This is a genomic window from Pseudidiomarina sediminum DSM 21906 (genome assembly GCF_000423165.1).
Lineage (GTDB): Bacteria > Pseudomonadota > Gammaproteobacteria > Enterobacterales > Alteromonadaceae > Pseudidiomarina > Pseudidiomarina sediminum.
In genome coordinates this window covers 366,269-379,876 of sequence record NZ_AUHL01000005.1, presented here as the reverse complement: position 1 = coordinate 379,876, position 13,608 = coordinate 366,269, and the positions used below count along the sequence as shown (strand labels likewise).

At 50.8% G+C, this 13,608-nt stretch carries 11 protein-coding genes and 1 rRNA gene; 5 read left to right on the top strand and 7 right to left on the bottom strand.

Annotated elements, in window-relative coordinates; genetic code table 11:
• From rrf to G535_RS0101685, 4 genes are all read left to right on the top strand, one after another.
• Positions 1 to 86, top strand: a 5S ribosomal RNA gene (gene rrf / locus G535_RS14410); the annotation flags it as partial.
• A gap of 429 nt (positions 87 to 515) precedes the next feature.
• Positions 516 to 1,517: a UDP-N-acetylmuramate dehydrogenase gene (gene murB, locus G535_RS0101695; protein WP_051206888.1), complete on the top strand. Its 1,002-nt coding sequence runs from the start codon at positions 516 to 518 to the stop codon at positions 1,515 to 1,517.
• On the top strand, positions 1,514 to 2,506 hold the full coding sequence (birA, locus tag G535_RS0101690) for a bifunctional biotin--[acetyl-CoA-carboxylase] ligase/biotin operon repressor BirA (protein WP_026860480.1): 993 nt from the start codon (positions 1,514 to 1,516) through the stop codon (positions 2,504 to 2,506). The genes murB and birA overlap by 4 nt, the downstream gene beginning before the upstream one ends.
• Positions 2,493 to 3,233, top strand: a complete 741-nt coding sequence (locus G535_RS0101685; protein ID WP_026860479.1) for a type III pantothenate kinase — start codon at positions 2,493 to 2,495, stop codon at positions 3,231 to 3,233. Before birA ends, G535_RS0101685 begins: the two co-directional genes overlap by 14 nt.
• Before the next feature lie 46 nt (positions 3,234 to 3,279).
• On the opposite strand, the gene nspC is transcribed toward G535_RS0101685, so the two are convergent.
• From nspC to G535_RS0101665, 4 genes are all read right to left on the bottom strand, one after another.
• On the bottom strand, positions 3,280 to 4,416 hold the full coding sequence (gene nspC, locus G535_RS0101680) for a carboxynorspermidine decarboxylase (RefSeq protein WP_026860478.1): 1,137 nt from the start codon (positions 4,414 to 4,416) through the stop codon (positions 3,280 to 3,282).
• A 9-nt stretch (positions 4,417 to 4,425) separates the two neighbouring features.
• Positions 4,426 to 5,625: a saccharopine dehydrogenase family protein gene (locus G535_RS0101675; protein ID WP_026860477.1), complete on the bottom strand. Its 1,200-nt coding sequence runs from the start codon at positions 5,623 to 5,625 to the stop codon at positions 4,426 to 4,428.
• Between the two features lie 103 nt (positions 5,626 to 5,728).
• On the bottom strand, positions 5,729 to 7,633 hold the full coding sequence (locus G535_RS13760; protein ID WP_051206887.1) for a tRNA(Met) cytidine acetyltransferase TmcA domain-containing protein: 1,905 nt from the start codon (positions 7,631 to 7,633) through the stop codon (positions 5,729 to 5,731).
• A gap of 5 nt (positions 7,634 to 7,638) precedes the next feature.
• A complete protein-coding gene (locus G535_RS0101665) occupies positions 7,639 to 9,057 on the bottom strand; it encodes a sodium-dependent transporter (RefSeq protein ID WP_026860476.1) in 1,419 nt (472 codons plus the stop codon).
• Positions 9,058 to 9,196: 139 nt separating this feature from the next.
• Between G535_RS0101665 and alkB the strand changes: the two genes are divergently transcribed.
• Positions 9,197 to 9,847, top strand: coding sequence for a DNA oxidative demethylase AlkB (alkB, locus tag G535_RS0101660; protein WP_026860475.1), 651 nt, complete (start codon positions 9,197 to 9,199; stop codon positions 9,845 to 9,847).
• Here alkB and trxA read toward each other — a convergent pair.
• The 3 genes from trxA to G535_RS0101645 form a co-directional block, all read right to left on the bottom strand.
• Complete coding sequence (trxA, locus tag G535_RS0101655; protein WP_026860474.1) at positions 9,844 to 10,692, bottom strand: thioredoxin; 849 nt, start codon at positions 10,690 to 10,692, stop codon at positions 9,844 to 9,846. The two genes, alkB and trxA, sit on opposite strands and share 4 nt — an antisense overlap.
• A gap of 69 nt (positions 10,693 to 10,761) precedes the next feature.
• Entirely contained in the window at positions 10,762 to 12,123 is a 1,362-nt protein-coding gene (locus G535_RS0101650) for an aldehyde dehydrogenase family protein (RefSeq protein WP_026860473.1), read from the bottom strand.
• Positions 12,120 to 13,577 (bottom strand): NAD-dependent succinate-semialdehyde dehydrogenase, encoded by a 1,458-nt coding sequence (locus G535_RS0101645; protein ID WP_026860472.1) that lies wholly within the window; start codon positions 13,575 to 13,577, stop codon positions 12,120 to 12,122. Before G535_RS0101645 ends, G535_RS0101650 begins: the two co-directional genes overlap by 4 nt.
• Positions 13,578 to 13,608: the final 31 nt, after the last annotated feature.

Sequence of the window (13,608 nt, the reverse complement as noted above, 5' to 3'; positions counted from 1 at the left end):
TGACCCATTCCGAACTCAGTAGTGAAACGCTTCAGCGCCGATGGTAGTGTGGGGCTTCCCCATGTGAGAGTAGGACACCGCCAGGCTTCAAATAAAAACATCCCTCGTACGAAAGTACGGGGGATTTTTTGTTTTGGGTGTTGTGCTACCCGAACATGGGCATGTGACAAAATTGCCGGGAGCAATTTTGACCGCTGCGTGCAGCGGCCCGAAGGGCGGAGGGCAGGAGGCCCGGAGTAATGTAGGACACCGCCAGGCTTCAAATAAGAAAAAGCCCTCAGCTAACGCTGGGGGCTTTTTTGTTGTTTGCTGCTGGCTGCTTGCTGCTTGAAAAAGCGAAAGACAAAGCGAAAGACAACGCAAAGAAAGTGCGAAAAAGTTTGTGTTGGCTTGTGGGGTGGGGTTTGCTGTGAACAAGCAACAAGCAACAAGCAACAAGCAACAAGCAACAAGCAACAAGCAACAAGCAACAAGCAACTATTCCCTAATTCACAGGCCTAGTTTAGAATGCAGCTATGACAACACATAGCAGTAATATCTCACTTAAATCACTTCATACCTTTCAACTGCCTTATAAAGCAGCGACGATGGTTGCTATTACCTCGGCTGAGCAATTAAGTCAGCTTGAAGATGACTATTGGGTCTTAGGTGAAGGTAGTAATACTATTTTTACCACCGACTTCATTAAACCTTTGGTTCGTATTCTGATTCGCGGTATTGAGATTACAGAAACCTCTGACACTTATGATGTTAGCGTGGGCGCTGGCGAAAATTGGCACAGGTTCGTAACGACGATGCTCGATCAGGACGTCAAAGGCCTGGAAAATCTAGCATTAATCCCTGGTAGTGTTGGCGCTGCTCCAGTACAAAATATTGGTGCCTATGGCATTGAGGTGAGCCGTTACATTAAAAGTGTCGACGCGTGGGATCGTCATGAGTGCAAGCTGGTGACTTTCACCAAAGCGCAATGCGCATTCGGCTATCGCGATAGTATCTTCAAGCGCAGTCAGGGTCGGTTTGTGATCACTCAGGTGCAGTTTTCCTTTCCCAAAACATGGCAAGCAACATTAAGTTATGGTGCATTGGCAGAACTTCCAGCGGATGCTTCGGCGCAACAGATCAAGGCTGAGGTGATTCGCATTCGAAACGCAAAATTGCCAAATCCCAACGACATTCCGAATGCGGGTAGCTTTTTCAAGAATCCTGTTATCTCACTTGAGGAGTTCTCAGCGTTGCAGGAACGTTACCCTGAGATACCTTCGTTTGCAGTCGATGCAACGCAGGTGAAGCTTGCCGCGGGATGGTTGATTGATCGTTTAGGTTTAAAGGGCTTTCAATGTGGTGGTGCGCGTGTGCATGATAAGCAAGCGCTGGTGCTTACCAACGCAGGCAGTGCGACTGGTGCAGACGTATTAGCCTTAGCTCGTACGGTTCAAGAGCGTGTCCAAGAGCATTTTGGCGTGACTTTAGAGGCCGAAGTGCGTCTGCTTGGCGCGGAAGAGTTGGTGCATCTATGAATAAACGAACGGAGCGCTTAGTTCAGGTAATTGAGCTCCTTGCCGATGGCGAGTTTCACTCGGGTGAGGCTATTGGTGCTGTGACCGGTGTGACACGCGCTTCGGTGAACCAAGACATTAAAGCGATTCAAGCGTTGGGTCTAGACGTTTTTAAAGTCGTTGGTAAAGGCTATCGTTTAGCGATGCCGATCGAGCTGCTTGACGTTGATGACATTCTCAAGGAGTTTGCGCAACGTGGGCAAAAGCCGTTAAAACTTCACGTTGAGCGGATCGTTTCCTCGACCAACGACGTGCTGCGGAGCTACTTAAAGCAAGGCCCTTTAGAAGCCGGTGAGACACTTGTCGCAGAAGCGCAAACAGATGGCCGCGGACGGCGTGGTAAACGTTGGTACTCACCGTATGCGAGCAGTTTATACCTGAGTATGTATTGGCCTCTTGAGCAGGGCATGGCTGCGGCGATGGGCTTAAGCATCGTAGCGGGGTATGCAGTGGCGGATGCCGCCCGACAGCTCGGTATCGCAGATGTGCGTCTGAAGTGGCCTAACGATGTTTTAGTAAAGGGTAAGAAGCTCTCCGGTATACTGATTGAGTTAGAGGGGCAAGCGGTTGATAACGCTCATGCAATTATTGGCATTGGAGTGAATATCAACTTACCGACAATGGTAGAAGAGTATGTCGATCAACCGTGGACTGATTTACAAACTGAGCTGGGGCAACGCGTGCCACGCAACCTTTGGGTTGCAACACTATTGGCAACCCTTAGCGATGCGCTCGAAGAATTTAAACAACAAGGACTTTCACCTTTTGTACAACGTTGGCTGGCGTACGATAATTTACATGATCGGGCGGTAACCCTACTGATGGGGCAAACGACTATTCACGGATATGCGAAAGGCATTGCCGAGGATGGTGCCTTATTGGTCGAAGTTGAAGGTGAAGTGAAACGCTATCATGCAGGCGAGGTAAGTTTACGATATGACGCCAATTAAACTACTAATTGATGCCGGAAATACACGGGTTAAAACGGCCTACATGGACGCCGAAGGGCACATCGAGCCTTGGTTTAATCGCGCCTATGACGAGTTGGATGAAGAAACGATCGCCTCTTCCGTGGGTAAGGTTTGGCTCGCAGCTGTTGGTGGCGAAAGCCAACAACAACGTGTCTACCAATGGCTTGCTAAGTTCGGGTTAGATCAGCAGCTTGAATCAATCCATTCAGAGCAGGCCAAGTTTGGCGTGACCAATGCTTATCAAAAGCCTGAAACGTTAGGCGTCGACCGCTGGTTGGCGATGCTTGGTGCCTATAATGAGCAGCCAAAGCCGACGCTCATTATTGATGCAGGTACAGCGATAACGGTGGACTGGGTCGATGCGCAGGGCCAGCATTTAGGCGGCTGGATCACTCCGGGCGTAGAGCTGATGCAAAATGCCTTGCTCGCCCGTACACCAAAAGTGTTTGCCGATGCGGAGGCGATGTGGGGCCGTGCCAATCAGTTGGGACAAAGCACCCCAGATGGACTTACCGACGGTTGTGTCAATATGTTTGCTGGGCTGGTACGTCAAGCAATCCAGGTGACTGAAACTGAGCTCGATTGGTTTGATTATCGCTTATTGTTTAGCGGTGGTTCGACACCATTGTTGCCGATCGAGTTAAAGCGGCGCGGTGAGCAACGCAGTGAGTTAGTGTTACAAGGTTTAGCTTTGTACGCCAACTAGGGGAAGGATAAGTAGCGCCCTACAGGGTAGGGCGCTAGGCACGAACTTATGATAAGCGACTACGAAAGTCTTCGTAGGCAAACTTACGGATCAAATCAAAACGACCGTCGGTGCGCAAAATACCAATCGACGGGTGTTCTACGCCGTTAAAGAAGCTTGTTTTCACCATAGTGTAATGCATCATGTCTTCAAAGATGATACGACTACCCGGTTGTAATGGCTCAGCGAAGCTATAGGCGCCAATCACATCACCAGCAAGGCAAGAGTTGCCACCTAGTTTATAGGTATGCGGCAAAACACCAGCCTCGTCCGCTCCTGTAATGGCCGGTCGATAAGGCATTTCTAACACATCTGGCATATGGGCTGTTGCGGAAATATCGAGAATGGCAATCGCGCCATCGTTTTCGACGATATCCACAACCTCAGCAATCAAAGGTCCGGTTTGCCAAGCAACGGCTGAACCTGGTTCAAGAATAACGTCAATTGCATAGGTTTCACGCAAGCGCTTCAATTGCGCGATAAGGTGCTCAACATCATAGCCAGCACGCGTCATCAGATGGCCACCACCAAGGTTAAGCCATTTCATTTGATGTAGCAGTGCGCCAAACTTCTCTTCTACGGCGGCTAAAGTACGCTCTAGAGCGTAAGAGTCACATTCGCAAAGGTTGTGTACATGTAGCCCTTCAATGCCGCTTAAATCAGCATTCTCGAGGTCGCATGCGCGAATGCCAAGGCGCGAGCCAGGAGCACTAGGATCATAAAGCTCTGTTTCCGCTTCTTGATGTTCAGGATTCACCCGCAATCCGGCAGATAAGCCGGCCGAGAGGATCTGATCTTTATAGCGTTGCCATTGGCTTAGACTATTGAAAGAAATATGATTCACCAAGGGGATCAGTTCATCAATATCTGCTGGCTTATAGGCCGGAGCGTAGGCATGAACCTCACGATTAAACTCATAAGCAGCAAGCTTGGCTTCCCAGACTGAACTTGCCGTGCAACCTTTCAGGTACTTGCGTACCAACGGAAAGGTGCTCCACATTGAAAAGCCTTTCAAAGCCAAGATGATGTCAGCGCCGCTTTCTTCCTGCACGCGCTGCATGAGCTTGAGGTTACGTTCCAACAACGCCTCGTCACAAACGTAACAAGGCGAAGGGATAACGGAAGAATGATAGTTCGTCGTCATGGTGCTAACTTAGCGTTTAAATGGCGAGTCGCACTCGACCACTTGCCATGGCAGGCCATATTGATTCAGACGATTCATGAACTCATCTGGATCAAATTGTTCCATGTTCCAAACGCCTGACTGCATCCAGTGGCCTTGTAACATCATCGATGCACCAATCATTGCTGGTACACCTGTGGTGTAAGAGACGGCTTGCGCGCCGACTTCAGCATTACAGACGGCATGGTCGCAGTTGTTGTAAATGAAGATTGTTTTCTCTTCACCATCTTTGATCCCGGTAACATAAGTTCCGATACAGGTTTTTCCTGTGTAGCCTTCCGCAAGCGAACCTGGGTTAGGTAATACGGCTTTCAAAAACTCCAAAGGTACAATTTGTTGGCCTTGGAATTCGATCGGCGCGATAGATGTCATACCCACGTTTTCAAGTACTCGTAAGTGGGTGAGGTATTGATCACCGAAGGTCATCCAGAAACGAGCGCGTTTTAGCGTTGGGAAGTGTTTCACCAACGACTCAAGCTCTTCGTGGAACAACAGGTAAGATGGACGTACACCAACATTTGGATAGTCTAAATCTTCACGCACGCTGATAGGATCGGTCTCGTGCCACTCGCCATTTTCCCAAAACTTACCGCGCTGCGTGATCTCACGAATATTGATCTCAGGGTTAAAGTTGGTAGCAAAGGCTTGACCGTGGTCACCACCGTTACAGTCGACGATATCCAGATAGTGGATTTCATCAAAGTAGTGCTTGGCTGCATAAGCGGTAAATACGTTGGTGACGCCGGGGTCGAATCCCGCGCCTAATAACGCCATAATGCCTTTCTCTTTGAAACGCTCATGGTACGCCCATTGCCAAGAGTACTCGAATTTGGCTTCGTCTTTTGGCTCGTAGTTGGCGGTATCAAGGTAATGTACGCCAGTTTCTAAACAAGCATCCATGATCGGTAAATCTTGATAAGGCAATGCCACATTGATCACTAACGCTGGCTCGACGTTGCGGATCAGCTCAGCAACTTCAGCAGCATTGTCAGCGTCGACTTGATAGACCCCAACCACACGATCTTTACCGACTTCTTCTTGCAGTTTTTCACACTTTGCAACCGTACGGCTGGCAAGGTGAATTTCTGAGAAGTACTCAGGTAACATTGCGCATTTTTTTACGACTACGCCAGCGACGCCGCCAGCACCAATAATTAAGACTCGTGACATGTAAACAACCCTTATTTTCGATTCCGTTTACGGGTGACATAAAGGCTGAAAGATAGCATATTTTTGCAAAAAACATTAGTAATTGTTGGTGAAGTTCGAGTGACTAACACAACGCTTGTGCTTGGTCGCGCAGCCAGTTCTCAAAAGCGCCTCGACTGCTAAAGCGGTGAGCTTGCGCAACTTCTGCAAGGACGCGTTCTGGTTGGGCGATATCAGCTTGTATGTTGGTCAGCGGAAGCTGTTTAACAGCGTACAAATAGACCCACGCAAAACGTACGTTCGAGAAGGGTAAGTGACCCGCTCTAAAGCCTTTGAGGAGAGCTTTTGCTTGCTGGGTTAAGCATGGTGTTGGCGTCGCCAGAGTTTGATGTTCATACCACTGCTGCTCAGCTTGCTGTAGTTGCGCGAGGGTAGCTATCAGAGGCTGTGTATGTGGCTGTAGAGGGCGGGCCCAGAGTGTGTTGACTGCACCACTTGAGGCATTGCGCTTCTGCCCACGTCGCAGCTCAAGAAAACTGTTTTTACGCCAAAACGTATTCAGCTCTGGCGTTGCCCCAAAACTCGTTCCCAGCGCATCGATTCCTTGCGCCAAAGCTTGTGTAGCAACGGTATCAAGCAGGGTTGAGGCAAGTCCTTGTCGTTGCAATGCCGGTAACGTCGCAATCCGCACAATGCGTAACCAACGCCATTGGGTACAGGCGAATTGTTGCCGGTAGAAGCCTAACGCTTGTGGCAGTAGTTGTCCCTTGAGGCGTCGTTCGCCTTGGCAGACATGGGTTGCCAGAGCTGGCTCTAACGGGCCCTCTATCGCGGCCCAACATACGGCAACAATGTCAGCATGCTGTTGCCCAATAATGAGCTGCTGGGCAGGGTCGTCAAGTAATAGGCGTAAGTCATTCGGACTGCTTTGGTAATGTGCCTCGAGTAACAATGCCATCACTTGGCTTAAACCGTCTTCATCTAGCTCGGCCGCTGAACAGTGCCGCCAACTGAGCTGACTCGATGTAAGTGCAAACTTGGGTAATGGTTGCGGCTTCAGTAGTAGGAGTTGATTCAACCATGCCTCAGCGCTGTCAGCAGCGCACCAACGTAAGGGTTCTCGTAATTCGTGTCGGATAACCTTGGTTTGCTGCTGTAGCTCGGTAAAAAAGCGTACCGCAAACCCTTTACCGCAGCCTTCATAACCATCGACGGTGGTAGCTAATGCCCACACGTCATAGCGCTGCACGAGTTCACGCAAGACATGCAGAGGTAAGGCGGCAGCTTCATCGATCACCAGTCGCTGGCCAAAATTTTCGGGTTCACTCAGGAGCTTGTCCCAAGCGCGAAAAAGCGCTTTCCCTTGTGCTTCGTGCAGCAGTGTTTGCACCGAGCGTGGATGAGGCCCCGTCACCCAAATGGGGAGCTCGGTCGCCCTAAACGTGGTTACGATAGCGCGCCCCAAGGTCGTACTTTTGCCGCGACCTCGGTCGGCCAAGAGCACGTGGGTTGCGGTCATGTTCGAGGCCATTGCTTCGATGATGGTGGCCTGAGCGTCACTTGGAAGGCTTGGCTGCGCTGCTTCTGGCAGTGCCAGTTGGGTAAGTCTACGTAGCTGTTGTGCGAGTTCCTCAAGGGTGGTGGCGACATTGACCAAGGCAAAGTCGCTTGCTGCGTTGAGCAGCCGTTCAGTAAACGGCGTTTGAGAGGGAGGCAATAGCAGCCATAAACAGCCGCCGCCAGCAACAGTACCGGACAATGCCGCAAGCGCGTCTGCATGCACATGCCGATGAAACTCTAATACCACCTGACTATGGGTCGCACCAAGGTAGTCGCGATAGCGATCCATGGCTGCTTGGGTAGCGATTGCCGGGCTATCGCTTAACCACAGGTGGTGCGGTAGCCGCTGCGGTAATTCCTGCAGGAAGGCTTGTTGTGCTGCCGCAGTGGTTGGCGCTAAAAGAAAAACAGCACGTTGTCGTGCTGTTTTCAGGTGTTGCAGTAACTTTTCAAACGTCGCTGCGTGCATCGTTATTAAATAAACGAGTAGTTAAAAAACTTACTGGCTACAGTGTTGGCAAAAATCACCGCCAAAATCACCGGAATAAAGGTACCAATAGCGAAATCGATATATTTATGTAGGAAGGTTTGCTGGTAGTCAGGGTTACCTTCAGCAAGCTCTGCCGCCATGTTGGCGCGCTTCCAACGGAAACGGACAAACAGACAAATGATTAAACCGTTCAGTGGCAAAATAGTTTCATAGAACACGTCGACAATCACATCGAACAGCGATTTGTCAGCACCCGCATAGTGGACGAAATTACTCACCCAAGGTACTAAACCGAAAGATGTCGCAGCCAGCAAGGTTAGCAAGGTAATGGCAAAGCCCATCACCAACAACGACTTCTTCCGTGAAACGTTATGGCGCTCCATAAAGGATGAGGTCGGTACTTCGATAATGGAAACGAGCGATGTAATTGCTGCAACGAAAGCGAGCAAGAAGAAAATCGCCGCAGCAACACTGGCAAAGCCATAACCGACAATGTTCGAAAGCTGCATAAAAATTTGCGGGAAGAACGAGAACACCATAGATACGGATGATTCGCTCAAGGTTGCCGGGTTGGTATCTGGGTAGATGGCGAAAATAGCAGGCAGCGTCATCAAACCTGCTGTGAAGGCTACTGCGGTATCGGTAAGAGCGACTAATTTACCAGAACTGACAATATTGTCTCTACGGCGAAAGTACGAGCCGTAGGTGATCAAAATGCCCATCCCTAGTGAAAGCGAGAAAAAGGCTTGGGCAAGCGCACCATTGATGACACCACCATTAATCTTGCTAAAGTCTGGAACTAAGTAAAACTTCACGCCTTCCATCGCATTATCAAGGGTCAGGACGAACACGACCAAGAGCAATAGCATAACGAAGAGCGTTGGCATTAAAATCTTCGAGGCACGCTCAATCCCTTGGCGTACACCGCCAACCAGGATAGTGTTGATGATCAACAGCACCGCGACTAAATAGAAGACGAAGGAGTAATCGTTGACGAAGGTACCGAAGTAATCAGGTTGGGCGATCAGCTCTAGATTCCCCGCCAGGGTTTGGAACAGATAACCGAAGATCCACACGGTAATGACCATATAAAACACTGCGATCATAAATGGTGTAATGGTGGCTAACCAGCCAGCCAAACGCCAACGGTTGGCGCCTTTGCCGAGCTCTGCGTAAGCTTTATATGGGCTGTGTTGCGTGCGGCGGCCAAGGCTCATCTCCGCCAGCATAATTGGCAAACAAATAAAGGCGACGAAAAGTGCGTAGATAATGAGAAAAGCACCACCACCGTTTTTGGTCGCAGCAACAGGGAATCCAACCAAGTTGCCAATACCTACAGCAGAGCCAGCTGCTGCCAAAACGAACCCGATTTTCGAGCTGAAATGCTCGCGCGATGTACTCATATGGAGACCTATCGTTATAGTTATTATACGTAGCTTTACGGGGTGTTCGGTAGTCCGAATCTTGTGACCCCGGCGAGTTATTCGCTCAATCCTAGCCTATGGCGTAAAATGCGGCAAGCACCAACCGGACGAGAAAACGATGCAACACGACCTTTTTACGACCAATGATGCCCCAGAACCTATTTCTATCGGTGCTGATGCGTTGTTACTGCCGCAGTTTTTATCCGCGTATGAGCAGCAACTTGTCCGCGCAATCGACACCATCATCGCACGTGCGCCCTGGCGTCAACTCACCACCCCCGGTGGTCGCAAGCTGTCGGTACGGACGTCAAACTGCGGTAAGTACGGCTGGTACAGTGATCGCGCGGGGTACCGATATGTGGCGTGTGACCCTTTAACTGGTCAAGCGTGGCCACAGTTACCTCAGGTGTTTGTCGAACAGGCGCAAGCAGCAGCAGAAGAAGCTGGTTTCGCAGACTTTCAACCTGATGCGTGTCTCTTGAATTGTTATCAACCAGGGGTAAAAATGGGCCTTCATCAAGATTGTGATGAAGAAGATCTAAGCGCCCCTATCGTCTCATTTTCTTTAGGGTTGCCAGCGCAATTTTTATGGGGAGGGTGGCAGCGCTCGGACAAAGTCCAACGTATCCGCTTACAACACGGTGATGTCGTGGTCTGGGGTGGGGAAGACCGGTTACGTTTTCATGGCATTGCTAAAGTTGCTGGAGGAAATCATCCGCTGCTTGGTGGGCAGCGGATTAATCTTACCTTTCGTCAGGCTAAGCGTTAGTACATCATGCTGTACAGCACACGACGATAGCGTGCCGCTAGGGGATCTCCGGCCGGAAGCCCGTTTAGCATATCAAGCGCCTGAGCTTTGGCGTTGGCGAAATTGAAGTCACGCTTGAGTACTGCAAAGACCTGCTCTAGTCCTTCTTCGACACGTTGTGCTTGGTAAAGTTGGTTGGCAAGTTCAAGTGCGAGCTCAAGGTTATCCGGCTGCTCGGCAAGTTGTTCTTGCAGCGCACGCAACTCTGGGCTGTCGGCGGCTTGTTGAGCAAGTTGTAGTTTACTAACCACATGTTGGTAGTAGCTATCTTGATCAGCAAGACCTATGGTGGCTAACAACGATTCAGCCTGTTCGTGACGACCAACACTACAAGCAGCGTCGGCGAGGAGCAACTGTGCTTGAGGGTTTTCAGGCTGCAAGTCGTACGCCTGTTTGGCAACCGCATAAGCATTTTGAAAATCATCTTGCTGCAGCAAAGCTTGCGCTTGCTGCATGAGTTCATCCGTTGGGCTTGGCACATGCTGTTCCAGGCGTGCACGGATGGCACTTTCAGGTTCAACTCCAGCAAAGCCATCGACCGGCTGGCCATTTTTAAAAAAGGCGACCGTTGGTAGGCTACGGATACCAAATTGTGCGGCTAACTGCTGCTGCGCTTCGCAGTCGATTTTGGCCAAGACAACGTGGTCACTGTACTCACTTGCTAGTTTTTCCAGCACTGGCATCAGCTGTTTACAAGGCTCACACCAATCGGCCCAGAAATCGACCATGACCAATTTATCGGTCGAACCTTCTAGAATAACCTGCTGAAAATTCTCTACTGTGACATTAATTCCTACACTGCTCACGGGACGTCCTCATCTTATGGTGCTTGCTGCCTAGATGGGGCAGACAAGCACTGTTTTCAATGCATAGTATTAATTAAACCAACGTAAGAGCTTTTGTTTGAACGTGGTGTAAGGTGGATAGCGAAACTTAGGATCAAACCAAAACGGTCGGTGCATTAACGCCTTTTGATGCGAAAAGGTATCGAAGCCGAATTTACCGTGATAGCTCCCCATCCCACTTGGGCCTACGCCTCCGAAAGGAAGAGCAGGGTTGAGCATAAACATTAAGGTATCATTGTTGCACTGGCTACCGGCATGGGTTTGTTCTGTTAGTTGCTGCAAACTATGCGCCGATGCGCTAAAGCCATACAGTGCCAGCGGTTTATCTCGTTCACGAATAAAGTGTATGGCTTCGGCAAGATTCGGTACCGCAATAATCGGTAAGATCGGGCCGAAAATCTCCTCTTGCATGACAGGACTTTCCGGGCTGACCTGAGTTAATACGGTCGGTGCCAAGAAGCGCTCGTCTTTGTCGTGCTCACCGCCGCTAGCGATGGTGCCGTCGTCGAGATAATTCACCAAGCGTTGCCAGTGAGCTGTATTGACGATACGGCCGTAATCTTCGGCCTCGCGTGGGGTATCACCATAAAGCTCGGTGATAGCATCGACAAGTGCTTGCACGAAACGGTCATGCACTTCTGCGGCGACCAGCACGTAATCGGGCGCGATGCAGGTTTGCCCCGCATTAAGCCACTTACCCCAGGCAATACGTCGCGCACTGGTTTGTAGATCGGCATCACTCAGTACCACTGCGGGACTCTTCCCGCCGAGCTCCAAGGTAACCGGGGTGAGGTGTTGTGCTGCCGCGCTCATGACAATGCGGCCTACCCGCCCACCGCCGGTATAAAAGATATGGTCAAAACGTTGTTCCAGAAGTGCAGCGGCGACGTCGGCGCCGCCGGTGATCACCTGCACAGCCTCGTTAGCAAGGTAGTCAGGTAGCAAGCGGGCCAGTAGTTCCGCGGTCTTAGGAGCTAACTCAGAGGGCTTGACGATCGCGCAGTTACCCGCTGCAAGTGCGGCAATGAGAGGGCTTAGCAGTAGTTGCAACGGGTAGTTCCAGGCTCCCATAATCAACACAACCCCTAGTGGTTCTGGATAAATATAACTGCGCCCTGGCGCGGTAAGCAGCGGCTGACCGACGCGCTTTGGTTTCATCCAACGCTTCAAATGTTTGCGGGTGTGTCGCAAATCACTTTGTAAAAAACCAATCTCACTCAGCCAGCCTTCTGCGGCGCTTTTGCCAAGGTCACTTTGCAGGGCATCGAGCAGGGCTTGCTCATGTTCGTTGAGCAGTTGCTCAAGCTGACTTAGTTGCTGTAAACGCCAACTCAGCGGACGTGTGAGTCCGCTGATGTAACTATGACGTAAGCGTTGCATTATGTCGTTCATGCAAATCCACCTAAAGTAAGGGTTTTGGTTTCTTGGTATTCAGCTAATCCGTAGCGCGAGCCTTCGCGGCCGATGCCTGATGCTTTAACGCCACCAAAGGCGTTGTAGCAATGCGAAATAGCGCCTGCGTTAATGCCCAGCATACCGCAACTTAATGCTGTGGAGACACGCTCAATTTGACGATAATCTTCACTGCAGAAGTAGCCAGCTAAGCCAAAAGGTGTATCGTTGGCTTTTCGGACGCCTTCAGCTTCGTCGTTAAACTGCTGGATGGCAACCACAGGTCCGAAAATTTCCTCTTGTGTAATTGCCATCGCCGAGGTGACGCCGGTAAGCAAGGTCGGCGCATAGAAGAGGTCCCCGATTTCATGCAAGGGCTCGCCACCGATACGACATTCTGCGCCCTTATCTGTTGCCTCGCGGACTAAACGTTGAACTTTGTCCAGAGCATCGCTATCAATCAGTGGGCCGTAATCGACGTCGTCCTGATCGCCAGGGCCGACGTTCAGTTGCTGCATCGCTGCGGTAAGTTTGTCGACGAAAGCGTCATGGACGCTGGCTTGAACTAACACGCGATTGGCACTGATACAGGTTTGTCCAGCGTTGCGAAACTTACAGGTCATGAGCTCCTTCACCGCAAGGTCGAGATCGGCCGACGCAAAGACAATAAAAGGCGCATTGCCACCAAGTTCAAAGGAGACTTTTTTCATGGTGCTGGCGCATTGCTGCATGAGGGTTTTGCCGATCTCGGTAGAGCCCGTAAAGCTAAATTTTTTGATCACCGGGTGCTCAGTAAGAACTTTGCCAACGCCTTTGGCGTCGGTCGTGGGGATAATATTGAGCACACCATCAGGGATACCGACTTCACTTGCCAATTGCGCTAGTGCGAGGGCCGATAATGGCGTTAACTGCGGAGGCTTCACCACCATCGTACAGCCAGCAGCAAGAGCTGGCGCTAGCTTGCGGGTGATCATTGCGTTAGGGAAGTTCCAAGGGGTGATGGCGCTGCATACCCCCACGCCTTGCTTGGTAATCCAAGCGCGTTTGTCTGTGGCTTGTAGCGGCAGCACATCGCCATAACTGCGCTCAGCTTCACCAGCGAACCAGTCGATAAAGCTTGCACCATAGGCAATTTCACCCTCGGCTTCGGCAAGTGGCTTACCTTGCTCAAGACTCAAGAGTTCAGCCAGTGCGCGTTGATTGGCCTTAACCGCGTGGAACCATTTATAAAGCAGCTCGGCGCGTTCACGCGCGGGGCGGCTACGCCACGCCGGTAGGGCGCGGTGCGCAGCTTCGACGGCGCGCTCGGCAAGGCTGCTTGGCGCATCAGCTACTGCGGCAATAACCGAGCCGTCGGCAGGATTGATAACATCGAACGACTGCTCAACGGGCACCCAATGACCGTCAATAAAGGCATGGCTTTTGGTGAGCGAACGCATACTATGAGTAGACATAGACTTTCCCCTTTGGTCTGCAGAATGACAT